The sequence below is a fragment of the Ruegeria sp. AI3 genome (genome assembly GCF_056541245.1).
This window is the reverse complement of sequence record NZ_JBQFYA010000006.1, coordinates 1-23,595: the sequence shown is the minus strand read 5'-3', so window position 1 is coordinate 23,595 and position 23,595 is coordinate 1. Positions and strand designations below refer to the sequence as shown.

Genomic DNA, 23,595 nt, shown 5'->3' with positions numbered 1-23,595 from the left:
TCTCAGTGCAGGTTTGGTTGGGCGCCCTGCCCTTTTTCGTCGATCATGTGACCGGTCATGAACCGGTCCAGCCGGTAGGCCGTGGCGGTTTCATGCGGACGGTCGGTTTTCAGAAGATGCGCAAAGCAATAACCAGAGGCGGGCGTGGCCTTGAACCCGCCGTAACACCATCCGCCATTGAAATAGAGCCCGTCGATATGCGTCTTGTCGATAAACGGAGAGCCGTCCATCGACATATCCATGATCCCGCCCCAACTGCGTAGGAGACGCGCACGCCCAAGTGCCGGGATCAGCGCCATACCGCTTTCGATCACATCCTCGACCACGGGCAAGTTCCCGCGTTGGGCGTAAGTGTTGTACATGTCGATGTCGCCACCAAAGACCAGACCACCTTTGTCGGACTGGCTGCAGTAGAAGTGCCCCGCCCCATAGGTGATGACGCCGTCAATGAACGGCTTCAGACCCTCTGAGACGAAGGCCTGCAACACGTGGCTTTCGATCGGCAGGCGCATCCCCGCCTTCTCCATCACGCGGCTGGAACTGCCCGCAACAGAGACACCGACCTTTTTGGCCCCAATGAAGCCGCGGGTGGTATCGACCCCCAGAACCTTGCCATTTTCAATGCGGAAACCCGTCACCTCGCAGTTCTGAATGATATCCACGCCGCGCATGTCCGCGCCGCGCGCGTATCCCCACGCCACCGCGTCGTGGCGCACGGTGCCGCCGCGACGGTGCAGCAGGCCGCCTTTGATCGGGAACCTGGCGTCAGCGAAATTCAGGAACGGATACATGGCCCGGACGCCTGCGGTATCCAGCAGCTCGGCGTCGGATCCATTCAGGATCATCGCATTGCCCCGCCGCCGCGCCGCATCCCGCTGTGCGTCGGTGTGGACCAGGTTCAGAATACCGCGCTGGCTGACCATGGCGTTATAGTTGAAGTCCTGTTCGAGGTTTTCCCACAGCTTCAGCGAGAACTCGTAGAACGGCTCATTCCCGTCCAGTAGGTAGTTCGAGCGGATGATCGTCGTGTTCCGACCCACATTACCGCCGCCGATCCAGCCTTTTTCCAGCACCGCGACGCGCGCGGCACCAAATTCCTTGGCCAGATAGTAAGCTGTGGCCAGTCCGTGGCCGCCACCACCCACGATCACATAGTCATAAGCATCAGCAGGCTCTGGGTCGCGCCATTGCGGACCCCAGCCCTTGTGGCCGGTCACGGCCTCTTTGAAAAGTCGCAGCGCCGAGAATCGCATGTAGGCTCCTATTCGTTGCAGCTTACTTTATGCACCCAGGTCGCCCCCGTTTTCAGTGTCGATTTCGGACAGAAGCTATCTCAGATGCGACAGATGCCATCAGAGTGTCGCCGTTTTGGCGTTTCAAGCTCTAACAGCGGCCTGATGCACATTAGGTAATTTTTATTTATCTATTTTTTATTGTTCATCATTATTGTTTACCGTTTTTAGAATCACGGCTACGACACCCCAAAGCGCGACACAGGAGGAGCGAGACATGTTCGACGCCAACACCACGCATAAAGTTGTTTTGGGAGTGATCGGCGCAGATTGCCACGCCGTAGGCAACAAGATCCTCGACAGCCTGCTGACCCGGGCCGGGATCGAGGTCGTGAACCTTGGGGTCATGGTCAGCCAAGCTGAATTCGTCGCCGCGGCCCTTGCTGAAAAAGCCGGTGCGATCCTTGTCTCATCCATCTACGGGCACGGTGAGATCGACTGCCAGGGCCTGCGCGACCGGTGCGAGGCTGCTGGGATCGGGAACATCCTGCTCTACGTCGGTGGCAACCTCGTAATCGGCAAACAGGATTTCGCGACCGTAGTCACCCGTTTCAAAGAGATGGGCTATGACCGCGTCTTCCCAGCCTCAGCCAATATCGACGAGGTCGTGGCACTGCTGAAAAACGACATCGACATGAACCGTCTTCCGAATATCGGGCACAACTCGGGCGCTTTCGCACCAGAGTTCGCCGATTGGGCCGCAATCTAGCAAAGGCAGATGGTGACATGACCGGCACGCCAGAAATCACGAATTCCAAGCTGCCCGATTCCGTTTTCGACGCCGAGCGTGAGGGCGTTCTGCAATCCTGGCACACTGGTGCCGGGGTGGATTTTGACGCGGGCCTTGCCCGTCAGCATGCGCTGCCCTCGGAAAAGCGGTTCTCGGCAGCCTTGGCGGATGCGGATGAAACCGGCAAGACTCTGCTGCAACCCCGTGCGGGCGTTGCGCTGCAGCGCGAACACACCGCGCTGATGGAGGGGCTGGCCCCCTATTGCGATGTGCTGCCCACCACCATCGACGCCTATTCCCGTCACAACCGCTATGAAGAAGCGCAGAATGGCATCGACCGGTCCCGCGCGGCAGGCACTTCGCTGCTGAACGGGTTCCCAGCGGTCAACCATGGTGTGGAAGGCTGTACAAGACTGGTCGACGCCGTTTCAAGACCCATTCAGGTGCGGCACGGCACACCGGATGCACGCCTGCTGGCTGAGGTCACGCTCAGCTCGGGTTTTTCGTCCTACGAGGGCGGCGGAATTTCTTATAACGTCCCTTACGCAAAGAACATTCCGCTAGAGCAGTCGATCCGCCATTGGCAATATTGCGACCGCCTGGTGGGCCGGTTCGAAGAACACGGTATCCGCATCAACCGCGAACCCTTCGGCCCTTTGACCGGGACCCTGGTACCGCCTTTCGTATCGCATGTGGTCGCGATCATCGAAGGCTTGCTGGCGCTGGAACAAGGTGTGCGTTGTATCACGCTGGGTTATGGTCAGGCGGGCAATCTGGTGCAGGACGTCGCTGCACTGCGGTCGCTACGGCGGCTTGGGCATCACTATTTCCAGAACGCCGGCTATGACGACTACCAACTGACCACCGTGTTTCACCAGTGGATGGGCGGCTTCCCCGAGGATGAGGCCAAGGCGACCGCCGTGATCTGTTTGGGCGCATTGGCCGCGAAACAGGCGCGGGCCACCAAGATCATCGTGAAAACACCGCATGAGGCCAGCGGCATCCCCTCGCTTGAGGCGAACCAGGCTGGGCTCAAGGCAACCCGCCAGATGGTCAACATGATCGCGGATCAGAACCGCAATGACGGCAACGAAATCCTGACCGAGGTCGAGGTGATAGAGGCCGAGGTTCACGCCGTCATGCGCGCCGTCCTAAAACTGGGCAAGGGCGACATCGCACGCGGCGCCGTTCTGGCCTTTGAGAGCGGCGTCATGGATATCCCCTTCGCCCCCGCCATCGGGAACGCGGGCAAACTGACACCGGTCCGAGACAACCACGGCGCGCTGCGGATTTTTGAGACCGGAAATGTACCGCTACCCAAGGACGTCATGGCCTTCCACCGGGACCGCATCGCGGAACGCGCCCGGTCCGAGGGGCGCGAGGTGTCCTTTGACATGGTGGTCGACGACGTCCGCGCCATCTCGGCCAGCAAACTCATCGGCCGGCCTTCGGTCGCCGCCTAACGCACAGAGATAGTCATGAAGATCAAGAACGTTGTTTTCGCGCCGGGGCTGGCCTCGTATTATTTCGACGACCAGGCGGCGATCAAACAGGGGGCCAAGCAGGACGGGTTCGTCTATTGCGGGCAGGCCCTGACCGACGGCTTCGCCCGCGTCCGGCAATATGGGGAAAGTGTCTCGATCCTTTTGGAGCTGGAAAACGGCCAGATCGCCGAGGGCGACTGCGCGGCCGTGCAATATTCCGGAGCCGCCGGACGCGATCCGTTGTTTCTGGCTTCCTCTGTCATTCCGTTCCTGCAGGAACATCTGACGCCACAGCTGATTGGGCATGATGTGCGAAACTTCCGCGAAAGCGCGGAATTCTTCGACAAGCTTGTCGTCGACGGCCAGCCTCTGCACACCGCCGTGCGCTATGGCCTGTCGCAGGCTTTGTTGTCGGCGGCGTCGATTGCCAAAGGCAAGATGAAATTCGAAGTCATCTGCGACGAATGGGGGCTTGAGGCCATCGCGGCCCCTCTGCGCCTGTTTGGGCAGAGCGGCGACAACCGCTATGAGGCCGTGGACAAGATGGTGCTGAAACAGGTCGACGCCCTACCTCATGGCCTGATCAACAACATCCCCCAGAAACTGGGCCAGACTGGCGGGAAACTGGCCGAATACGTCACATGGCTGTCGCGCCGCATTCAAGCTCTGCGCACGGATGAGAGCTATCATCCGGTACTGCATATCGACGTCTACGGTACGGTGGGCATGATCTTTGACAATGACGCGGTGAAGATTGCCAACTATCTGGCAACGCTGGAACAGCGCGCCGCCCCTTTTGATCTGTATATCGAAGGGCCTGCCGATGCGGGTTCAAAAGATGGGCAGATCACCCTGCTGCGCGACATCCGGGCGTCTCTGCAGGCGCTTGGCAGCAACGTGAAAATCGTGGCTGACGAATGGTGCAACACTTATCAGGACGTTGTCGATTTCGTCGATGCCGATTGCTGTGACATGGTTCAGATCAAGACCCCTGATCTGGGATCGCTGCACAATACGGTCGACGCGGTGCTCTACTGCAAAGCCAATGGTGTCGCGGCGTATCAGGGCGGCACCTGTAACGAGACCGATATCTCGGCCCGCGCCTGCCTGCATGCCGCCATGGCCACCCGGCCCGACCGCGTGCTGGTCAAACCCGGCATGGGCTTTGACGAAGGCATGACCATCGTCGCCAACGAAATGCACCGCACCCTTGCGCTTTTGAACACACGAGCTGCCGCATGACCGATACCCAACTCAAACCTTATGAAGGCCTGCTGGTCGTATCTTTGGAACAGGCCGTCGCTGCCCCCCTCGCGTCGTGCCACTTTGCCCAGGGCGGCGCGCGCGTCATCAAGATCGAGCGCGATACTGGCGATTTCGCCCGCAAATACGATGGCGCGGTGAAAGGCTCGGCGTCCTATTTCGTCTGGGCCAATCACGGCAAGGAAAGCCTGTGTCTGGATATAAAACACCCCGAGGATGCCGCCCTGCTGCACCGTATTCTGGACGAGGCGGACGTGTTCATCCAGAACCTCGCCCCCGGCGCCATTGCCCGCGCCGGGTTTGGTGAGGATGTCTTGCGCAAACGCAACCCGCGCCTGATCACCTGCGATATCAGCGGATATGGTGAGGATGGACGGTACAGCGACATGAAGGCCTATGACTTTCTGGTGCAATGCGAAAGCGGGCTGGTCTCGGTCAACGGCGCGCCCGGACATCCCGGCCGGATTGGTGTTTCGGTCTGCGATATCGGTGCCAGCATGAACGCGATCATCGGCATACAGAAGGCTCTGATCGCGCGCAGCATCAGCGGCAAGGGCAGCGCGGTGAAGCTGTCCCTGTTCGACACGGCCGCCGATTGGATGACCGTGCCTTTGATGCATACGGTTTATGCGGGCAAAGCGCCTCAGCCGGTTGGCCTGCATCACCCGTCCATCGCGCCTTATGGTGGGTTTACCACCAAGGATGATGAGGTTCTGGCGATCTCGATCCAGAACGAACGCGAGTGGAAACGCCTCTGCGCCGATGTCATCGGACAGCCCGATCTGGCAACCGATCCCCGGTTCTGCGACGCCGCCCAACGGGTCGCCAACCGCGCCGAACTGGATGCCATCGTCGCTGAGTTCTTTGACGGTCACAGTCGGTCTGAGCTGGAAGGCAAGCTGTTCGCGGCAGCCATCGCCTATGGGGCCGTGAACTCGGTCAGCACCTTTGCCGAACACCCGCAGCTGCGCCGTACGCCGGTCACGCTGGAAAACGGGGACGAGGCGCATCTGGTCGCGGCCCCCGTGCGCCACAGCTTTGATCCGGAAAAACCGCGCTTTGGCCGTGTGCCCGCGCTTGGCGAACATACCGATACCATTCGGTCCGAATTCGCCGAGACCGCAGCCGCATGATCCGGTCCTACCTGTTCACTCCGGCGCACCGGCCTGAGCTAGTCGCCCGCGCGCATGAACGGGGCGCGGATGCGATCCTGCTGGACCTTGAGGACAGCGTCCCGCGCGACCGCAAACAGGCCGCACGGGACGGGTTGGCAGAGGCGGTCTCTGTGCTGACCGCCCGTGATGTGTCGGTTATGATACGGGTCAATACCGATCTGGGCGAATGCGTCCGCGATCTTGAGGCTGCCATCCTGCCCGGCGTCGACGCGATCATGCTGCCCAAGGTCATCGGGGCCGACCATCTGCATCTGGTGGCGGACTATCTGTCGATGCTGGAGCGACAGGCCAAACTGCCCGAGGGTCAGATCAAACTGATTGCCTTGATCGAAACAGCCCAAGGGCTGATGAACGCCGCGAGCATCGCAAAAGCAACCCCTCGGCTGACCGCGCTTGCATTCGGGACTGAGGATTTCTCGACCGATTGCGGCCATGCGCCTTCAATCGAGGCGCTGAAAGGCCCGGCGCAGTCCTTGATCCATGCAGCCAAGGCGGGTAGCCTAAAGGCCATCGGCCTACCGGGCAGCATTGCCGAGATCCACGATATGGACAGTTTCCGCGCCTGCGTCGATCTTGGCCGCGCGATTGGCTTCGACGCCGTCCTGTGCATCCATCCGCGTCAGGTCGAAATCGTTAACGCGGTCTTCAACCCCAGCGCGTCCGAGATCGAACAGGCAACCCGCGTGGTCGAGGCGTTTGATCAGGCCACGCAGCAGGGGCTGGGCGCTGTCATGCTAGATGGCAAAATGATCGACCCGCCCATCGTGGCGCGGGCGCAATCTATGTTGCAATCCCGGCGTCTTTGAAGAAATCCTCCATAAAGGCCGGGCCTTTCTGATCGACGAAATCCCGAAAGGACCGCGCCGCCGGACGCAGGGGTTTGTTGCGCATATGCAGAACGAACCAGTCGCGATATTCCGGCATGCCTTCGACATTCAGGATCTTGAGCTTTCCGGCCATCGCCTCCAGCGCGATCGTGTGAGCCGAGATGAAGGCCAGCCCCATATTCGCCATGACCGCCTGTTTGATATTGGCATTACTGTCCATTTCCTGCGCCTTGGGCTGCGGCAGGCCCGAGTCCGAGAAAAAGAACTCATGCACCATGCGCGTGCCCGACCCCCGTTCGCGGACGATGAACTGATGGTGCGGCAAGTCCGAGCGTCGGATTCGTCTGGAGCGCACCAGCGGATGATCCGGGTGGCCGATCAAAACATAGGGATGTTTCGCGAATTGATGCGCCGTTGTCTCTATCCGGCGCGGCGGGCGACCCATGAGCGCAAGGTCGATCTGATCGGTATCCAGCATCTCAATCACGCTGCGCCGGTTGGCGATTTTGAACTGTAGATCGCATTCCGGGTGTTCCTGCTGAAACTGCGCCAGCAGATGTGGGCCGAAATTGCGCGCAGTGGTCACCATGGCCACCCGAACCCGGTGGTCCAGCTTGCCCTGCATGATCTGCACAACATCGACCGCCTCGGCCAGCGTTTCGGTCATGCGTTCGGCATAGGGCACCAAGGCCGTTGCAACCTCGGTCGGGATTACTGAGCGGCCGGATTTCTCGAACAGCGGCGCGCCGAATTCCTCGCTCAACCGGCTCATCTGCATCGACACCGCAGGCGGGGTCAGTGACAGGCGCTCAGCCGCACGCACAAAGCTGCGCGTCTCGATCGCTACCAGAAATATCTGCAACTGGCGCAGGGTGATCTTGTCGGAAGTTGGCGGCATTGCGGCTCCTGTGCGCTAGAAGGCTGGTTTGCGGGTAAAGAAGTCTCCTCCTTTGTCGTCAATAATCACAAATGCCGGGAAATCCACGACTTTTATGCGAAAGACGGCCTCCATCCCGAAGTCGGGGAAATCCAGCGTTTCGATGTTTTTGATGACGTCCTTGCCCAGAACTGCCGCCGCCCCGCCGACCGAGCCCAGAAAGAACCCGCCATGCTCCTTGCAGCTTTGTACGACCGAGGGCGCACGATTGCCCTTGGCGATCATCACACGGGACGCGCCCAGCGCTTGCAGTTCCGGCACATAAGGGTCCATCCGCGCGGCTGTGGTTGGCCCGAACGAGCCTGAGGCATACCCTTCGGGCGTCTTGGCCGGGCCCGCGTAGTAGACTGGGTGATCGCGGATGTAGTCCGGCAACTCCTGACCCTCTCGGATCATCCGGGCCAGTTCGGCATGCACCAGATCGCGCGCGACAATCATGGTGCCCGACAGCAGAACCGGGCTTGAAACGGACAGCTTGGACAATTCGGCACAGATACCATCCATCGGCTGGTCCAGGTTGATCCGGGTTGCGGATTGCGCCGCGACATCCTGCGCGGGCAGGAACCGAGCCGGATCATGTTCCAACTGCTCAACCCAGATCCCATCCCGGTCGATTCGCCCCTTGATCTGGCGATCCGCCGAACAGCTGACACCCATACCAACCGGCAGGCTTCCTCCGTGGCGCGGCAGGCGAATGACGCGCACGTCATGGCAGAAATATTTTCCGCCAAACTGGGCACCCAGCGACATGTTGCGGGTCAGCTCCAATATCTGCGCCTCAAGCTCCTGATCGCGAAAGGCGCGCCCATCGGGGCTACCGGTCGTGGGTAGATCATCCAATTCCTTGGCCGAGGCCTTCTTGACCGTTTTCAGACAGTGTTCAGCCGAAAGCCCCCCAATGACAATCGCCAGATGGTATGGCGGGCAAGCCGTCGTACCCAAAGTCCGTATCTTTTCGTCGAAGAATGCCAGTATCCGCTCGGGTTCCAGCAGTCGCCTTGTTTCCTGATACAGAAACGTCTTGTTGGCCGAGCCACCTCCTTTGGCCATGAACAGGAACTCCAGAGCATCCCCGCTGAGGGCCTCGATGTCGATCTGCGCGGGCAGGTTGGTACCGGTGTTATGTTCGCGGTACATGCTGAGCGGGGCCATTTGCGAAAAACGCAGGTTACGCGTTTCCCAGGTGTCCATGACCCCCTGCTCGACCGCCGCATGCAGATCGCCCTGGACCAGAACGTTCTGGCCTTTCTTACCGTGAATAACGGCCGTTCCAGTGTCCTGACAGCTCGGGAATTCTCGCTCGGCAGAGATCACCGCGTTCTTTAGCAGTTCCAGCGCCACGTAGTGATCGTTGGCCGAAGCATCCGTGTCATCGAGAATCTCGCGTAGCTGGGCAAGATGGCTGGGGCGCAACAGATGCGAGACATCCGCAAAGGCGGTTGAGGTCAAATTGCTGATAGCCTCGGACGACACCCGCAGGAAAGTTTCATCATCGAACTTGGCGGTTTCCAGCCCTTCATTGCCAAGATGGCGATAGCAGGTCGTACCGATTGTTTTCGTTGTCTGGGTCATGGCGCGCACCCTAGTGAGATACTCATAAACACTCAATGGTTCTTAACTTAAATGCGATTTTATTCACCAAAAATTACCAAAAGAGAATCGCGCCAGAATACTCCATTTCGGCAAACACCAATTCACACCACGCAATGCATCACTCCCCATGATCGAACCGGCACCGCATTCGGCGACCCAACTGTCCTTCATTCAGCGCGGGTCGATCTTCAGCACCATCAACGTCAAGATTCAGCTATCACGGTCCGCGAGCAGACCCGTGCAGGGATCAAAGCGAAATCAAGCTGACCAACTGGTATCTAAGCTCTTTGGCGTCGATGGGTTTGTGTATTAACTCCAACCCGTTCGCCTTGCACTCTTCCGCTGTTTCAGGAGAGCGGTTGGCCGAGATGATGCAGGCGGGCACATCGCTGAATTCCGCTCTGATCCGACGCACCGCCTCAGTCCCGGTTTTTCCGCTATCCAGCTGGTAGTCCGCGACGATCGCATCGGGTGTGATACCGATCTCGCGCAGCAGGTCCACGGCCTGATCCTCACTGCTACATTCCAGCACATGAACGCCCCAGGACTCGAGCGTTAGCATCAGTGCATTTCTGAGATTTGCGTCATTTTCAATCAGCAAAACGATCATATCCGCCAGTTGACCCGTTTTCCTGTCGGCAGCAGCGGGACGGCCTTCACTGAACTGCCCTTGGTCCTGCACCACAGGGATTTCGACGGAAAACACCGTGCCTTTTCCCAACTCGGAGCGCAGATGAATCGGGTGGTTGAGCAACCCGCAGGCGCGCTCGACGATGGCGAGACCAAGACCCATACCTTCGGCGGCGCTTGCGTCGGATTGCACCCGCTTGAATTCCTGAAAAACCATGTCGCGCTGATCGGCGGCGATGCCTATTCCAGTATCCAGTACCTCGATCGACACGCGGGTTTTGCGACGCTTCACCCCGACCAAAACCCTGCCGGTATCAGTATAGCGGATTGCGTTGGACAGGAGGTTCTGGAGGATGCGCCGCAAGTAGCTGGCATCACTGGCCACAAGCGCGCTGGTCGGCACCACCCGCAATTCCAATCCTTTGGCCTGTGCAACCGGGCGGAAAGCGTCTTCCATCTGTTTGAACATGTCACCCACCGATACGGTCGAGAGGTGGACTGTCGCGCTGCCGGAATCCAATTTCGAAATATCCAGTAGAGCCTCAAGGATATGCTCCACGCTGTTGAGCGCACTTTCCGCCTTTGTGGCCACATCATGCGTTTCCGCCTGATCCAACCCGTTTTTCAGCGAAGCCACATAAAGCTTGGCGGCGGACAGAGGTTGCAGCAGATCATGACTGGCGGCGGCAACAAATCGGGATTTTGACGCATTTGCCCGTTCCGCCTCGCCCAGCGCGTCGGCCAGTTCAACGGTGCGCGCTTCAACCCGCTTTTCCAGCAATTCCTTGGCGTCCTGAAGCGCCTGCGCCGATTTTCGTTCTGCCGTCACATCGGTAAATGAAATCACATAGCCCTTGTCGGGCATTTCCTGCGCAAAGACAGACAGGATTTTCGACCGCCCCCGATGCAACAGAAACCGCAAGGGACGCCGGGAGGTGTGCCGCTTAGTCCAGTCGGACAAATCACCCCAGCTCATCCCCGGTTGGAAACTCATATTCGAACCGAGCCGGTCATAGAGCGTTTCAAACTGCGTGCCCATCTGGAATTGCCCGACCGGAATCGCCAGAAGCTCGCTGGCCCGGTTGTTCCAGCCAATCAATCGGTGCTTGTTGTCGAAGATACAAACGCCCTGGTCGATATGTTCCAGCGTGGCGCGGATCAGGCGCGATTTGTCATCCAAGATGCGGTCGCGCTCCAGCCGCTCGACCCGCATGATATCGGTCACATCCGTCTGCAGGATAACAGTGCCTGCATCTTTCGTGCGATGCTCCGAGACCTGCATCCAGCGATTACCGCTCAGGCCCACATTGAACACCACATGGTCATCCGCATGACGCGTCAGCCGAAGTTCGGCCCAGTCCACAGGCGTAACCCCTTCCGGCAGCAACAGAGAGCTCGATCGGCTGACAAGCTCGACATATTCGGTAAAACGCAGACCTGGTTTCAGCCGGCCCTGGATATCGGGCATGTGCAACCCGAAGCGACTGTTGCACAGCACCAGTTTTTCATCGCGCCCAAACAGGGCAAAGCCATCCTTCACCGCCTCGATCGCGTTCGCCAAATTGGCCCGAGCAGCTTCGGTCTCCTCATTGGCCTTGGCCAATTGCGCGTTGGACGCGTTCAGCAGGTCCAGAGCGCGCTCCAGATCATCAGTGCGGGTGCGGATCTCTTGTTCCAACACAGCGGCGCGCTGGAATTGCGCATAAGCAGCACCCGAGGCATCGGTAGATTCCTCGACCCGGCGCATCAGCGCCTCGACGATCCTCAGCAGTTTTTCATTCTGGCGCTCGATCGGATCCAGCGGGTCGGTCAGATGCTCGATCATCCGCTAGTCGTCCTTGGGCGGATAGATCGCCACCCCGGTCATCGTCTGATTGACGTGGATCGAGTTGAACTGCTCACCATAGGTCGAGAACCCGACCACATGATTGTCCGACAGAATGCGCGAGATTTCGTGCGTCTTCTGTTTCTCCTGCGCCTCGAGCCGCCGCAGGATACAGTCGCAGGCCAGGATCGTATCGGGTTTTTGCTTCTCGTTCAGCGCTGCGATCTCTTCCCGCAGATGCACCGCCATGTCTCGCGGTTCGGCCAGGGTCAGAACCAGCCCCTCATCAATGGCTGAAAAGAACACCAGATCGCCATTGCCCGCGACCTGCTGAATGGCCCGCACATGGTGCTGACCTCCGATCTGGACGACGACCGGATGGGCCGCGAAGGTAAAGGGGGTCAGCTGTTCGGGGTCTTTGCCAAGGATGCGCGCATATTCCCGCGCTGCGGGTTCCGCGTTGATTTCCTGAACGATGCGGTTGACCGGGTCGGCTTTGGTCACGACCATGCGATGCGCGGCCGGAACAAGGTGATCGGTCTTGAACACCTTGATCGGGCAAGAGGTTCGCACTTGCACCAAAATGGCCGCGTTCTCCAACGCCTGTGATCCATGCAGAACATAGGTGTGGCCGAACTCGGTCCCGTCGCCGGCTGACCCACCGAACAAAGGCACCGGCCCCAACCCCATCGCCAACTCGGATGTCAGTTCGTCTTCTTTCGTGGACAGCCCGTCGATCATCAGGAATGTGAATTCGTTTTCCCAAGCGGGAAAGCTGCGCGTCATTGCCGTTCGGTTGTGGATCATTTCGGCAATGATGTCTTGCGCGCTAAAAACATCCAGATCCGGTACCAGAATGGTGCGCGTTTCAAAATGTGAGCGCGGCAAGGCAAGCGCGACGATTTGATCCTCGTTATAGCCACCTTCGGCAAGCTCTCCGGCGGTGGTGCATCCGACCACCATCGTGGGCGCAAATTCCTGTTCAGCCTCGGCGATCACCGCCTTAGGATCGGCATTGGGGCTGACAAACAGAATAACAAGCGCCATGGGGTCATCCCCCAGCGACTTGGACAGTTCCCTGACTGCGTTGTCGGCGCTGCATTCCGCAAATGCCGTCTTTACGATGCCTGGCTTGACGGACTGGGCGCTGGCCCATCCGAATGCTTGGTTCATCGCGACTCCTCCCTAAAGCCCGACGATTGCTGAGAGGTTAGAGTATCTGACCCTATTCTTGCAATACGCTGGCAAAGGATGCTTTCTTGGCAATCAGAACCGCCTGAGTGCGGCTTTGAACGCCAAGTTTCCGCATGATTGCAGTGACATGCGCCTTAACCGTGGTTTCGGCAATCGACAGGTCATAAGCGATCTGCTTGTTCAACTTGCCCTCGCAGATCAGTTGCAGGATGCGGCCCTGTTGATTGGTCAACGCGGCAAGCCGATTGACCGCATCGCTATGTTCATCCTCTTCCTCATCTTCGATCAGAACGCAGCCATCGGGGACAAAGATTCCCCCCGCATGCACCGTCTCGAACGCGGTGCGGAACACATCGCGCTGGCTGTGCTTGGGCACATATCCCGATGCTCCTGCCTTGATCACCTGGCTGATCACACGGTTGTCGGTCAGCGAGGACACAACAATCACCGGCGCATCCGCCGCGGATTTCAAGCGCACCAGACCATCCAGGCCATCCACATCCGGCAGGTTCAGGTCCAGCATCACCGCATCCGGTTTCAGCCCTTTGGCCACCAGTTCCATAGCGTTTTCCAAACGGTCTGCGGTGTGAATTTCGCCGATCTCGGCCACGCTGCGCAGGGTCATCGACAAGGCGTCGCAGAACAACGGATGATCGTCGACAATCAGAACATTCTCAAAGTCGGTCTGTCTGGCGGGTTCTGCAAGCATCAAGGTCGCCTTTGCATTGAAACTCTCTTTGCTCTGAGTCTAGCAACACCGTCAGCATACGCCTACTGGCGGAAGGTCGTAGACCAAAGAAAACGCGCGCCCGGATTCCGAGCGCGCGATCTTTGGGGTCAGAACCCGCCTCAGTTCGCCGAGGCCAGCTCTTTCGGTAGGCGGAATGTCCACAAGGTACCGCCCTGGTTCAGATAGTTGACCTTCTTGGCCACTTCACCGCCCCACAGCGGAACCGCGCCGCCCCAGCCGGAGATAATCGAGACATATTGCTCGCCATCCTGTTCCCAGGTCACAGGTTGACCGACGATGCCGGAACCGGTCTGGAACGACCACAGTTTCTCACCGGTTTCGTCATCCAGCGCGATAAACTCGCCTTCGGGGGTACCGAAGAACACCAGGCCACCAGCTGTGGTCATCACGCCCGACCACAGCGGAGCGTCGTTCTTATATTCCCACTTCCACTCGCCGGTATCGGGGTCGATGGCCTTGAGCGAGCCGATGTGATCTTCGTAGTTCGGCTTGATGGTAAAGCCAGCGCCAAGATAGGCGGCACCTTTCTTGTAGGTGATCGGCTCGTTCCAGATATCCATGCCCCATTCGTTCGATGGCACATAGAAATTGCCGGTGTTCTGCGAGAACGACATTGGCATCCAGTTCTTGCCGCCCAGGAAGGACGGCGAGGCAAAGATGACCTCACCCTTGTTGCCATCAGCCGCAGCGGCCGGATCACCGGGGCGATTGTTTTCGACAAAGATCGGACGTCCGGTCTCATCAATTCCGTCGGCCCATGTGATGTCCTTGACGAAAGGTGTCGCCGAGACGAACCCACCATCCTCACGGTTCAGAACGTAGAAGTACCCGTTCCGGTCGGCAGTGGCGTAGCGCTGGTTGCCCTCGCGGTCGGTATAAGCGACCACTTCGTTCACACCGTCATAGTCCCAGCCTTCACGCGGGGTGGTCTGGAAATGCCACTTGATCTCGCCGGTCTTGGGGTCGATCCCGATGCGGCTGGCGGCATAGAGGTTGTCGCCCTTGTTGCCTTCGGTGGGGGTGCCCGCATTGCGCAGCCAGCTGTTCCACGGGGCCGGATTGCCTGCGCCGAAGACCAGCGTATCGGTGTCAGCATCGTAAGAGCCGCCCAGCCAGGTCGCGCCGCCGCCGGTTTTCCACATGTCACCGGGCCAGGTTGCGTTCAGCTCACCTGTCATGGTACTTTCTTCGCCATTCAGCGTGCCCATGTGGCCTTCGATCACGGGGCGTTCCCAAACCAGATCGCCGGTATTGACGTCCCGGGCCTGAACCGCGCCAACGATGCCGAACTCACCGCCCGAGTTGCCGGTAATGACAAGGCCATCAACGATCAGCGGGGCAGCCGTATAGGAATATCCTGCCTTGTAGTCAGCAATCTTGTCGCGCCAGACCACATCGCCCGTGTCCTTGTTCAGCGCCACGATCCGCGCGTCCAGCGTGCCGAAAATTACCTTGTCGCCATAGATGGCAGCACCCCGGTTGACCACGTCACAGCAGGGCAGAATGCCTTCGGGAAGGCGAGCATCGTATTGCCAGACCTCTTTGCCGGTCTCCAGATCAATCGCGTAAAGGCGTGAATACGACCCGGTGATATACATCATCCCGTCATAGATCAGCGGCTGGGTTTCCTGCCCGCGCTGCTTCTCTCCGCCAAGACTGAAGGCCCAGGCCGGAAGCAGGTTCTTGACGTTGTCCTTGTTCAGCATGTCCAGCGGGCTGTAGCGCTGCAAATGCCGTCCCATACCATTGGTCACAACCTGAGTGGTGATCGTTTGGTCGTTGGCCAGATCGTCTTCGGTAACTTCTGCATAGGCTGCGCCGGTTGCGACAATGCTCGCAGCGGCGGCCATGATAAACCGGTTCATCGGTATCCTCCCTAGACTTATGTCTTTCCTCCACGCCGAATCTCCGACGCGTCGGGATTGTTGGCGAGAGTATTATTCGCAGGCGGGCACCGGTGTTGGAATTGCACATTGGTCGTAGGGCGCAAACGGTCGATTTCAACTAGGTTGGGCCATCTTTTTTGACGCGCGAGGCGATGATGCGGCGGCTTTTCACTTGGTTAATACCTACGGCTTTGATCTGCACGCAGCCTGCGCTGGCCGATCCTCTGTCGGGGCAGAAGGCCATTTCTCTGATCGACGGAGACGGCAACAAGCTGTTGATCGGAAACGTGTCTTTCGAACCACGCGAAGACACCGCAGCCTATCAGATCAACCTGAGAGCAGGCCCCTTCGCGGACCATTTCCTGTCCATGCGCCCGTTTCGCTGTCTTGAGGGGGCGGACAAACACTGGTGCCATGTCCCCTACCCTTATCCTCTGCGGCGCGAGGTCTCCGACGACGATCTGACCGATCTGGAATACGACTTGTTGTTTATCCACAAGGGCGCCACCGAATACGGCATTGATATGTGGAACGGGGTCTACTACCGCCTGCAGCGCGATGGCGACCGCCTGATCGGACAGTTGCACGAAATGGATATGGGCATCCTATCGGCCCCACCCGAAGACGGAGATCTGAGGCCCGTATCCGAGGCAGACATCCACGAGGCCGATCCCGACAGCCACTGGTTACCGCAGGTTGTGATCGACTGATCAGAGGTTTGGCCTCGACTTGCGAAACGCCGCACCATCTGGCACCCGCGCCTTTTACCAGTGCCTGGCTACGTCAGCGCACTCAGCTCAAAACAAAGGCGCGTATTTCCACTCATCTGCGTCCGGCGTGACCTCATTCGGATCATAGCCAGAATCTTGCAGACGTTTGGCGATTTTCAGGCCGTCTCGGGCGGCTTCATCGACATAGGCGCGGCCTAGCTCGGGGTCTTGCGCCACCCCGTGGCCGCGCAGCAGGTTGAGGCCGTAGTTGAACTTGCCCACCGGATCGCCCAGATCAGCGGCGCGTTTGTCCCAGGCGGCGGCGGCATCGGGGTCATAGTCTCCGCCCAGCCCGTTATTGTCCAGCTGCCCCATCCATGTCATCGCGCCGGTATACCCGGCATTGGCGCAGCTTTCGAACAGCTTGCGCGCCATCTCGTGACGGCCGGACTTGGTGATGTAGTAGCCGGTCGCGCAGGTCGTCATATCGGTGACGCCATTGTCAATATTGCTCATGACGCGGCCAAAGCCCGTGTCCTGCGGGTTGAGCGTGCCGTACTCATCCTCGACCGTCTGGGCCGAAGCGGCTGTGCTTAGAAACAACAATGCAATCGCGATACGGATCATGAAAGAACCCTCCGTTTGAAAGGCATACTAGCGCATCGGGCGGCGCATTTCACCTCTGCCATGGTCGTAGACGGTTTAGCGACCGTGGCGTTTGATCCCACGGGCCGGGTCATAGCCCCACAGCGCGAGGCCCAGAAAGGCCAGACCGGCAAGGAAGGTCCAACCAAGAGCCGGGCCGTTGAACTGACCATAGAGCGCAAAGCGGATCAGTTCGACCGCGTGGGTAAAGGGGTTGAGCGCGCAGATATCACGCAACAGGGCCGAGCTTTCGGCCATCTTCCACAGCGGATAGAGCGCCGAGGACAGGAAGAACATCGGGAAGATGACAAAGTTCATCACCCCCGCAAAATTCTCAAGCTGCTTGATGGCCGAGGACAAAGCCAGACCTAGCGCCCCCAGCATCAGCCCGGCAATGATCAGTGCGGGAAGGACACACAGATATCCGTACCAGGGCATATCAATGCCGTAGATCGCGGCCACCGCCAAAAAGGTATAGACCTGCAGAATCGAGATCGTGGTGCTGGCCAGCAGGCGGCAGAACAACAGCCACCATCGCGGCAGAGGGCTGGTCAGCAGCAACCGCATCGATCCCATCTCACGGTCATAAACAAGGCTGAGGGAGCTTTGCATTCCATTGAACAGCATGATCATGCCGCACAGGCCCGGCAAGATGTATATCTCATAGGTGATATAGGTCTGATAGGGCGGCGTGATTGACAGGCCCAAGGCCGCGCGGAACCCGGCGGCGAAGACGATCAGCCAGACCAGTGGGCGCACCAAAGCGGCGATGAACCGGCTGCGCTGTAGGACAAATCGCAGCGCCTCGCGGATCAGGATCGCGCGCAGGGCGATCAGCGCACCGGTCATGCGGAGGCTCCGGTCATCGACAGAAACACCTGTTGCAGGGGTTGGTCACCCGTGATGTCGCGGCAGGTGCCTTGTTTCAGCATCTTGCCTCGATGCAGAATGGCAAGCTGATCGTCCGGGGTGATCTCATCGGTCAGATGGGTGGCCCATAACACGGTCAGCCCATCTTGCGACGACAGATCATGCACATGTTTGGTGATGGCACTGCGGGCGGCGGCATCCAGCCCCACTGTCGGTTCGTCCAGCAACAGGACCGAGGGCGAATGGATCAGGCAACGCGCGATCTCCAGCCGTCTGCGATGGCCACCATTCAGATCGCGGGTGCGTTCGCTTGCGCGCTCGGCCATATCCAGACGTTCCAAAGCGGCGGCGATGCGGCTCTCGGCTGTGCGACCTGACAGGCCATGCAAAGCGGCGAAGTAGCTGAGGTTGCGATGAACAGTGAGGTCCAGATCCAGCGTCGGCTGCTGAAACACGACCCCGATCTGCGCCAAGGCCTGACGGGGCTGTTTCGAGATATCGAACCCCGCCACCTCAATCACCCCCTGCGCGGTGGTGAACAGGCGGGTCAACAAGGAAAACAGCGTCGATTTCCCCGCGCCATTAGGCCCCAGCAACGCGCAAAACGCGCCCTGCGGGACGTGAAAGCTCACGTCATCAAGGGCGCGTTTGTCGCCATAGGCGTAGCTGACATTGCGGACCGAAAGCCCTGTCACTTAATGGTAATCTCCAGCCGCTGCGTTTCGCCGGTGCTGCCCGGTACTTTCAGATAGTAGCTGCCCGGCTTGATCGCGACAAAGCCTATTTCCATCTCGCCCGCCTCGTCAAACTCAACGGAATCGACACCCAGAGGTCTGATTTCCAACCCTTCGACAACGATCTCATCCACCCAGATCGCGCGGAAGAACTCAGGCCCGACCAGAGCCAGTTCCTGACTGCCGTCGCCCTGAATTTCGAACTCATAATAGGTGCCGGATTTCAGCTCCCACGGGGCCTCGGCCAAGGGGACACCGGCGGAGAGAATGATCGGAGGCAGGTCTTCCTTGTTCTTGGCCGACAGGATACCGGCCAGACCAAAGCCGTCGTCATCATCATCGTCGGCCAAAGCCGCAGCGGGCAAAGCCATAGCCAACATCGCGGCCGCGCATATCAGTCGCTTCATCTCTTAAGTCTCCTCAATCGTGTCAGTTGGTCGGACGGAAGGCCGCGCCCCAGGGGAAACGCCCAACCTTGATCGTCTTGATCGGTTCGCGCTTGGCCACATCAATCACGGTCACATCGCCAGACACGCCATTGGTGGTAAACAGCAGCGACTTGTCGGCGTTGAAATCCATGTGCCAGACGCGGCGACCCACGAGGATGTAATCCTCAACCTCATAGGTTTCGGCATTCACCGCCGCCACATGGTTCGACGGTCCCAGCGCGACAAAGGCTGTCTCATCGCCGTTGGACAGCTCAAAACCCACGGGTTGCACCCGGTCGGGGTGGACGCCTTCGACCTCGAACTCGATCTTGGCCTTTTCGGTCTGGGTTTCCACGTCGAACACGGTGATGGTGCCGCCGATTTCTGAGCTGACCCACAGCTCGGTCCCGTCCTTCAGGAACTCGGCATGGCGCGGGCGGGAATCGACCAGAGTATTGGCGAACAGCTCTTGTGTCTCGGTGTCGATCCAATGGGCCATATTGGTGGTTTCGGACGTGGTGATGGCAATCTTGCCATCGGGCGACACGGCCATCCCTTCGGGTTCGATCCCCACGTCGATCTGCGCAATCACCGTGCGCGATTCCGTATCCACCACCGTGGTGATCGCGTCATCCTCGTTGGCGATGTAGAGATGCTTGTCATTTGGGTGCAGCACAAACTGTTCGGGGTCCTCGCCCGAGGGCAGGTCATGGAGAATCTCGCCCGTTTCGGGGTCCATTACCTGAACCGAGTCACTGTCGGACGCGCAGATATACAGAACTGAGTAGTCCTTGGAAAACGTGATCCCGCGTGGGCGCTCGCCGGTCTCAATGGTGCGGATCACCTCAAGCGTTTCGATGTCGATCACGCTGAGCGTGTCGTCCTTTTCATTGCTGATCCAGATTTCATCCGCAATGGCCGGAGCGCAGAGCGCGGTCGCTGCCAGAAGTGCTGCTAGTCTCATCGCTGTTACTCCTTAAATGCCTGACACTGGCTTTCGGCTTCATCAATGCCCAGCGTGTCCAGTTCGGTGCGTTGATGCAAAAACCCCTCGAGCGGAGCCATCGCCACCACGGCGCGATCCGTGACCAGAGGGATGGGTTGCCGCAACTGGCCGTTCCAGGCACGGAAATTCATCGCGCGGCCTTTGAAGCCCGCCAGTTCGAAATCATCCGACAGGATATAGTCGCGCAGAACCACTGGATCATCTGATTGAGTACGCGTCACCGCCTCGCCCAACGCCCGGTAGGCCGCCCATGCGGCGTAATCCTTGGGGCGCATCGCCCGCCCTGCCTGATCTGCAAACCGGTTCTGCATCTGCACGGCGCCCCATTGTTCGACCACGCGCGACCAAGTGACGGGCTGCAAGCCCTCTGACCCAGCAACGGGGCGCGGCTCCCATGTGTTGAAGGGGATGTAGCGGCCGAAATCGTCCAGCTCATCAGCGACTAGCAGCACGTCATAATCGCCGAAGTCCTGCGTAAACAGTGGCACCTCTTGCGCTGCGTTGCGCCGAAGATCGGCATCGAAAACCCATGTCTTTTCCGCTTGTAGCTTCAGCCGGAACTTTTGCAGCGAGTATTTCAGCGCCTCGACGAAGGCATGATCCCCCGGATGCTCACCCGCGATCAGGACGATCTCATCCCACCGGCGTTTGACGAGGAACTGCGCCAGAGCGTCTGTGCGCATCACGTCCGATGGCAAGGTGTGCAACAGGTTGACGCGGCACTCGGCCTCGCGCAGCGATAGATCGGGGGCCGAGGCGTTAATCAGCACCGCACTCGCCGCCTCGGGCAGATCGGCGACCTCAAGCTGCGCTTGCGCAGGCGCATCCAGAATGACGAAGGGACTATTGGCCAAGGCCTGCCGCGCGGCTTGCGCCCAGTCACCACCTTCGGGCACCATGGTCACCGTCAAATCATATTTGTGCCCCAGAAACTTAGCCGTTGTCAGATTGTCTGCCAGACCCAGTTCGGCCCCCGCCATGCCCAGATCTTCGGGAATTGGATCTAGGTTGGACAGCACGGGAGGGCGCTCAACCTCTTGCTGCAGGTAGGTCACTGAAATCGCGACCTCGGCCTGCGCAGCGCCAGATGCAAGCGCCAAGGCTGCAAGAACAAAAGAAAATCTGAACATTCTGCGCCTCCTCCCCGGGCCTAAAAGTAAAAGCCGGTCGAAAATGGGAAAGCCATTCGACCTTAGTCGCAGATTTTGCTCATCTGCAACCAAGGTCGAATGTCGCGATGTATTTGCCTGCGCTATGACCGGGGAAAGCTTCAATAGGAGGATGAGATGCGTCTTGGTTTTTACAGCGCGGCGCTTGCGGCAACGGTGACAGCGGGGATGGCGCTGGCACATGGTGATGTCGCGCCCCAGCCGGTAAATACGGATGCCCTTCCCGACGTGAGCGAGGAATGGCTGATCGAGAACCCCTATCGCGATCAGGGCGAAGAGGTCTGGCAGGCTGCAATCGAAATCGGCGATTCCGGCTACAACCAGAACTGCGCACGCTGCCACGGTCTGGGCGTTGTATCTGGGGGCCTGGCCCCCGACCTGCGCTACCTCGAGGCCGAAGAATACGGCGACGAATGGTATATCGAACGCTTCCGCGAGGGCTATACCCAGAACGGTATCACCAAGATGCCCGCCTTTGGTGATCTGTTGGGCCAAAAAGCCGCCTGGGCCATCCGCACCTATATCGAAACCCGCCCCGATGACGGCGCGTTGGACGATCATTCGGACCGGTTGAAGGAAATCCGCGACGAGCTGGCTGCTATGGCAGAAGGTGCGGAAGGGGACACAGCCGCCTTGCAAACCGAACTGACCGAGATCGCGGGCACAATCGAAACCGGCTCGGGCGCGCCTGTGGCCGACTCGGTGGCCCTGCGTGCTGCGGTGCTGATCTCGGGCGAGGCCCCGGATTTCGCACAAGCGGCGGAGCAGCTGACTATCGGATTGTCTGCCGCGCAATAGAACGGCAGACTGGGGCACATGATCGGACGCCATTTCATTTTCTCCCTGTTGGTCGCCGCCCTATACGCCGGGTCGGCTCTGGCCAGGTGTGAAGACCATGTGCCCCAACCCAAACCCCAGAATGCCAGTCGCGATATCGTCGGCGCGGACCTCGATACCATTGTCGAACGCGGCTATATCGAATTCGCGGCCTATGAAGACTTCGCGCCCTGGTCCTTTGAGAAGGACGGCAAAATACAGGGCGTGGACATCGAAATCGGCAAGCTGATCGCACAGGATCTGGGGGTCGAGCCCCGGTTCAATCTGGTCGCAGCCGGTGAAAACCTAGAGGCCGATCTGCGCAACTGGGTCTGGAAAGGTCCGCTGATCAATGGGCGCGTGGCCAATGTCATGCTGCACATTCCCTATGACAGCGAGTTTGCCTGCCGGGTCGAACAGGTGGTGTTCACCGGCCAGTATCATGACGAGGAAATCGCCATCGCCTTTCGCCGCGATGCCTATTCCGAAGACCCTCCGGTTCCGGCCTATTTCCGTTTTGACACCGTCGCGGTCGAAAACGATTCGATTGCCGATTTCTACCTGTCGTCTTTTCCCGGCGGGCAATTGTCGCAGAATGTCAGCCGGTTCCCAACCGCAGGTCAGGCAATGGAGGCTTTGGCCGCAGGTGAAACGATGGCCGCGATGGGCCCCCGCGCCCAGCTTGAGGCTGGCCTGACCCCCGAACTGGATATCCACACCCCTCCGCTGCCCGGCTTTGCCGTCAGCACCTGGACCAGCGGCGTGGCCGTGCATTTTGCCTATCGCGGCCTCAGCTATGCGGTCGATGACGCGATCTATGCGGCGCTTCAGGATGGCCGCATCGCCAAAATCTTCGCGGATTACGGGCTGACGCATACCCCTCCGGAACTGCGCTGACTACGCCCAAGGTCGCATATGCTTTGTGGCCCCGACGCCCTAGGTTGGAAAAAACTCTGGAGGAGTGACATGGAGTTACATGACAGCCGCACAATAGCCGCGTCCCGGTCCGAGGTTTGGAATGCCCTGCTGTCGGCAGATGTTTTGCGCGAATGCGTCCCTGGCTGCCAGGAGATGACCGGCACAGCCGAGGACGGGTTCGATGCCACCGTGGTGCAGAAAGTCGGCCCCGTCAAAGCCACGTTCAAAGGGAAAGTGACCCTGTCCGACATGATTTCCGGCGAAAGCCTGAAATTGTCGGGCGAAGGCAAGGGCGGCGCTGCCGGTTTTGCCAAGGGCGCAGCAGATGTCACGCTGTCCGATGTCCCCGAAGGCACCTTGCTGACCTACAATGTTGATGCACGCGTGGGCGGCAAGCTGGCCCAACTGGGCGGGCGTGTCGTGGACGGTTTCGCCAAAAAAATGGCGGATCAGTTCTTTCAGAATTTCCAAAGTGCGGTCGAGGTCGAGCCTGAGGCCCCCGCCGACGAAGCGGCAGCTGAACCCGAACAACAAGCGGAAGAGGCAACCGAAAAGAAAGGCTGGCTCAAGCGCGTTTTAGGCGGTTGAGCTACAGATTTAAGGGAGGAAAATGTGATGAAAATATCGCTGACTGTGAATGGCATGTCTGTGAGCGGTGAAGTTGAGGGTCGGACGTTATTGTCTGGTTTTTTGCGGGATCATTTGTCTTTGA

The 23,595-nt window shown here is 59.2% G+C and carries 22 protein-coding genes and 1 pseudogene; 10 read left to right on the top strand and 13 right to left on the bottom strand.

Annotated features, from left to right (window positions below; translation table 11 throughout):
• Positions 1 to 2: 2 nt before the first annotated feature.
• Positions 3 to 1,253, bottom strand: coding sequence for a sarcosine oxidase subunit beta family protein (locus ACRZ95_RS10730; RefSeq protein ID WP_170675932.1), 1,251 nt, complete (start codon positions 1,251 to 1,253; stop codon positions 3 to 5).
• Between the two features lie 256 nt (positions 1,254 to 1,509).
• Here ACRZ95_RS10730 and glmS point away from each other — a divergent pair, with 256 nt between their 5' ends.
• Genes glmS through ACRZ95_RS10705 form a run of 5 tightly spaced genes read left to right on the top strand, consistent with a single transcriptional unit; the run spans position 1,510 to position 6,750 of the window.
• Positions 1,510 to 2,001 (top strand): methylaspartate mutase subunit S, encoded by a 492-nt coding sequence (gene glmS, locus ACRZ95_RS10725; protein WP_170675933.1) that lies wholly within the window; start codon positions 1,510 to 1,512, stop codon positions 1,999 to 2,001.
• A gap of 17 nt (positions 2,002 to 2,018) precedes the next feature.
• A complete protein-coding gene (locus tag ACRZ95_RS10720; protein ID WP_170675934.1) occupies positions 2,019 to 3,485 on the top strand; it encodes a methylaspartate mutase subunit E in 1,467 nt (488 codons plus the stop codon).
• Between the two features lie 15 nt (positions 3,486 to 3,500).
• Positions 3,501 to 4,748 (top strand): methylaspartate ammonia-lyase, encoded by a 1,248-nt coding sequence (locus ACRZ95_RS10715; RefSeq protein ID WP_170675935.1) that lies wholly within the window; start codon positions 3,501 to 3,503, stop codon positions 4,746 to 4,748.
• Positions 4,745 to 5,902: a CaiB/BaiF CoA transferase family protein gene (locus ACRZ95_RS10710; RefSeq protein WP_170675936.1), complete on the top strand. Its 1,158-nt coding sequence runs from the start codon at positions 4,745 to 4,747 to the stop codon at positions 5,900 to 5,902. Before ACRZ95_RS10715 ends, ACRZ95_RS10710 begins: the two co-directional genes overlap by 4 nt.
• On the top strand, positions 5,899 to 6,750 hold the full coding sequence (locus tag ACRZ95_RS10705; protein WP_170675937.1) for an HpcH/HpaI aldolase/citrate lyase family protein: 852 nt from the start codon (positions 5,899 to 5,901) through the stop codon (positions 6,748 to 6,750). Before ACRZ95_RS10710 ends, ACRZ95_RS10705 begins: the two co-directional genes overlap by 4 nt.
• Here ACRZ95_RS10705 and ACRZ95_RS10700 read toward each other — a convergent pair.
• The 6 genes from ACRZ95_RS10700 to ACRZ95_RS10675 all read right to left on the bottom strand — a co-directional run bounded on the left by ACRZ95_RS10700 (position 6,725) and on the right by ACRZ95_RS10675 (position 15,566).
• Complete coding sequence (locus ACRZ95_RS10700) at positions 6,725 to 7,669, bottom strand: LysR family transcriptional regulator (RefSeq protein ID WP_170675938.1); 945 nt, start codon at positions 7,667 to 7,669, stop codon at positions 6,725 to 6,727. The two genes, ACRZ95_RS10705 and ACRZ95_RS10700, sit on opposite strands and share 26 nt — an antisense overlap.
• A gap of 15 nt (positions 7,670 to 7,684) precedes the next feature.
• Positions 7,685 to 9,280, bottom strand: a complete 1,596-nt coding sequence (locus ACRZ95_RS10695; RefSeq protein WP_170675939.1) for a FumA C-terminus/TtdB family hydratase beta subunit — start codon at positions 9,278 to 9,280, stop codon at positions 7,685 to 7,687.
• A gap of 268 nt (positions 9,281 to 9,548) precedes the next feature.
• Positions 9,549 to 11,756: a hybrid sensor histidine kinase/response regulator gene (locus ACRZ95_RS10690; protein ID WP_170675940.1), complete on the bottom strand. Its 2,208-nt coding sequence runs from the start codon at positions 11,754 to 11,756 to the stop codon at positions 9,549 to 9,551.
• A gap of 3 nt (positions 11,757 to 11,759) precedes the next feature.
• Positions 11,760 to 12,929 (bottom strand): FIST N-terminal domain-containing protein, encoded by a 1,170-nt coding sequence (locus ACRZ95_RS10685; protein ID WP_170675941.1) that lies wholly within the window; start codon positions 12,927 to 12,929, stop codon positions 11,760 to 11,762.
• Positions 12,930 to 12,981: 52 nt separating this feature from the next.
• Complete coding sequence (locus ACRZ95_RS10680; RefSeq protein WP_170378656.1) at positions 12,982 to 13,659, bottom strand: response regulator; 678 nt, start codon at positions 13,657 to 13,659, stop codon at positions 12,982 to 12,984.
• Between the two features lie 140 nt (positions 13,660 to 13,799).
• Positions 13,800 to 15,566 (bottom strand): PQQ-dependent methanol/ethanol family dehydrogenase, encoded by a 1,767-nt coding sequence (locus ACRZ95_RS10675; RefSeq protein WP_170658879.1) that lies wholly within the window; start codon positions 15,564 to 15,566, stop codon positions 13,800 to 13,802.
• A 176-nt stretch (positions 15,567 to 15,742) separates the two neighbouring features.
• Between ACRZ95_RS10675 and ACRZ95_RS10670 the strand changes: the two genes are divergently transcribed.
• Positions 15,743 to 16,297, top strand: a complete 555-nt coding sequence (locus ACRZ95_RS10670; RefSeq protein WP_170675942.1) for a hypothetical protein — start codon at positions 15,743 to 15,745, stop codon at positions 16,295 to 16,297.
• A gap of 87 nt (positions 16,298 to 16,384) precedes the next feature.
• Here ACRZ95_RS10670 and ACRZ95_RS10665 read toward each other — a convergent pair whose 3' ends face one another.
• The 6 genes from ACRZ95_RS10665 to ACRZ95_RS10640 form a co-directional block, all read right to left on the bottom strand.
• Positions 16,385 to 16,924 carry a sel1 repeat family protein gene (locus ACRZ95_RS10665; RefSeq protein ID WP_170675943.1) on the bottom strand — a complete coding sequence of 180 codons (540 nt, stop codon included), beginning with the start codon at positions 16,922 to 16,924 and terminating at the stop codon, positions 16,385 to 16,387.
• Between the two features lie 75 nt (positions 16,925 to 16,999).
• Complete coding sequence (locus ACRZ95_RS10660; protein ID WP_170675944.1) at positions 17,000 to 17,791, bottom strand: ABC transporter permease; 792 nt, start codon at positions 17,789 to 17,791, stop codon at positions 17,000 to 17,002.
• Positions 17,788 to 18,507: an ABC transporter ATP-binding protein gene (locus ACRZ95_RS10655; RefSeq protein WP_170675945.1), complete on the bottom strand. Its 720-nt coding sequence runs from the start codon at positions 18,505 to 18,507 to the stop codon at positions 17,788 to 17,790. The genes ACRZ95_RS10660 and ACRZ95_RS10655 overlap by 4 nt, the downstream gene beginning before the upstream one ends.
• On the bottom strand, positions 18,504 to 18,953 hold the full coding sequence (locus tag ACRZ95_RS10650) for a cupredoxin domain-containing protein (RefSeq protein ID WP_170675946.1): 450 nt from the start codon (positions 18,951 to 18,953) through the stop codon (positions 18,504 to 18,506). Before ACRZ95_RS10650 ends, ACRZ95_RS10655 begins: the two co-directional genes overlap by 4 nt.
• A gap of 22 nt (positions 18,954 to 18,975) precedes the next feature.
• A complete protein-coding gene (locus ACRZ95_RS10645) occupies positions 18,976 to 19,938 on the bottom strand; it encodes a YVTN family beta-propeller repeat protein (RefSeq protein ID WP_170675947.1) in 963 nt (320 codons plus the stop codon).
• A gap of 5 nt (positions 19,939 to 19,943) precedes the next feature.
• The gene (locus tag ACRZ95_RS10640; RefSeq protein WP_170675948.1) at positions 19,944 to 21,110 is read right to left on the bottom strand and encodes an ABC transporter substrate-binding protein; all 1,167 of its coding nucleotides are present in this window, start codon (positions 21,108 to 21,110) and stop codon (positions 19,944 to 19,946) included.
• 156 nt (positions 21,111 to 21,266) lie between these two features.
• On the opposite strand from ACRZ95_RS10640, the gene pedF reads away from it, so the two are divergent.
• From pedF to ACRZ95_RS10620, 4 genes and pseudogenes are all read left to right on the top strand, one after another.
• Positions 21,267 to 21,947: a cytochrome c-550 PedF gene (gene pedF / locus ACRZ95_RS10635; protein ID WP_170675949.1), complete on the top strand. Its 681-nt coding sequence runs from the start codon at positions 21,267 to 21,269 to the stop codon at positions 21,945 to 21,947.
• Between the two features lie 18 nt (positions 21,948 to 21,965).
• Positions 21,966 to 22,862, top strand: coding sequence for a transporter substrate-binding domain-containing protein (locus ACRZ95_RS10630; RefSeq protein ID WP_170675950.1), 897 nt, complete (start codon positions 21,966 to 21,968; stop codon positions 22,860 to 22,862).
• Between the two features lie 69 nt (positions 22,863 to 22,931).
• A complete protein-coding gene (locus ACRZ95_RS10625) occupies positions 22,932 to 23,471 on the top strand; it encodes an SRPBCC family protein (protein ID WP_170378677.1) in 540 nt (179 codons plus the stop codon).
• A 27-nt stretch (positions 23,472 to 23,498) separates the two neighbouring features.
• Positions 23,499 to 23,595: pseudogene (locus ACRZ95_RS10620) on the top strand ((2Fe-2S)-binding protein); the annotation flags it as partial.

Excerpts from the sequence above, each read along its gene's own strand:
- ACRZ95_RS10695 (WP_170675939.1), bottom strand. The coding sequence starts at position 9,280 with ATGACCCAGACAACGAAAACAATCGGTACGACCTGCTATCGCCATCTT.
- ACRZ95_RS10705 (WP_170675937.1), top strand. The coding sequence starts at position 5,899 with ATGATCCGGTCCTACCTGTTCACTCCGGCGCACCGGCCTGAGCTAGTC.
- ACRZ95_RS10625 (WP_170378677.1), top strand. The coding sequence starts at position 22,932 with ATGGAGTTACATGACAGCCGCACAATAGCCGCGTCCCGGTCCGAGGTT.
- ACRZ95_RS10700 (WP_170675938.1), bottom strand. The coding sequence starts at position 7,669 with ATGCCGCCAACTTCCGACAAGATCACCCTGCGCCAGTTGCAGATATTT.
- ACRZ95_RS10730 (WP_170675932.1), bottom strand. The coding sequence starts at position 1,253 with ATGCGATTCTCGGCGCTGCGACTTTTCAAAGAGGCCGTGACCGGCCAC.
- pedF (WP_170675949.1), top strand. The coding sequence starts at position 21,267 with ATGCGTCTTGGTTTTTACAGCGCGGCGCTTGCGGCAACGGTGACAGCG.
- glmS (WP_170675933.1), top strand. The coding sequence starts at position 1,510 with ATGTTCGACGCCAACACCACGCATAAAGTTGTTTTGGGAGTGATCGGC.
- ACRZ95_RS10715 (WP_170675935.1), top strand. The coding sequence starts at position 3,501 with ATGAAGATCAAGAACGTTGTTTTCGCGCCGGGGCTGGCCTCGTATTAT.
- ACRZ95_RS10645 (WP_170675947.1), bottom strand. The coding sequence starts at position 19,938 with ATGAGACTAGCAGCACTTCTGGCAGCGACCGCGCTCTGCGCTCCGGCC.
- ACRZ95_RS10670 (WP_170675942.1), top strand. The coding sequence starts at position 15,743 with ATGCGGCGGCTTTTCACTTGGTTAATACCTACGGCTTTGATCTGCACG.
- ACRZ95_RS10675 (WP_170658879.1), bottom strand. The coding sequence starts at position 15,566 with ATGAACCGGTTTATCATGGCCGCCGCTGCGAGCATTGTCGCAACCGGC.
- ACRZ95_RS10690 (WP_170675940.1), bottom strand. The coding sequence starts at position 11,756 with ATGATCGAGCATCTGACCGACCCGCTGGATCCGATCGAGCGCCAGAAT.
- ACRZ95_RS10640 (WP_170675948.1), bottom strand. The coding sequence starts at position 21,110 with ATGTTCAGATTTTCTTTTGTTCTTGCAGCCTTGGCGCTTGCATCTGGC.
- ACRZ95_RS10720 (WP_170675934.1), top strand. The coding sequence starts at position 2,019 with ATGACCGGCACGCCAGAAATCACGAATTCCAAGCTGCCCGATTCCGTT.
- ACRZ95_RS10660 (WP_170675944.1), bottom strand. The coding sequence starts at position 17,791 with ATGACCGGTGCGCTGATCGCCCTGCGCGCGATCCTGATCCGCGAGGCG.
- ACRZ95_RS10680 (WP_170378656.1), bottom strand. The coding sequence starts at position 13,659 with ATGCTTGCAGAACCCGCCAGACAGACCGACTTTGAGAATGTTCTGATT.
- ACRZ95_RS10665 (WP_170675943.1), bottom strand. The coding sequence starts at position 16,924 with ATGATCCGTATCGCGATTGCATTGTTGTTTCTAAGCACAGCCGCTTCG.
- ACRZ95_RS10630 (WP_170675950.1), top strand. The coding sequence starts at position 21,966 with ATGATCGGACGCCATTTCATTTTCTCCCTGTTGGTCGCCGCCCTATAC.
- ACRZ95_RS10650 (WP_170675946.1), bottom strand. The coding sequence starts at position 18,953 with ATGAAGCGACTGATATGCGCGGCCGCGATGTTGGCTATGGCTTTGCCC.
- ACRZ95_RS10685 (WP_170675941.1), bottom strand. The coding sequence starts at position 12,929 with ATGAACCAAGCATTCGGATGGGCCAGCGCCCAGTCCGTCAAGCCAGGC.
- ACRZ95_RS10710 (WP_170675936.1), top strand. The coding sequence starts at position 4,745 with ATGACCGATACCCAACTCAAACCTTATGAAGGCCTGCTGGTCGTATCT.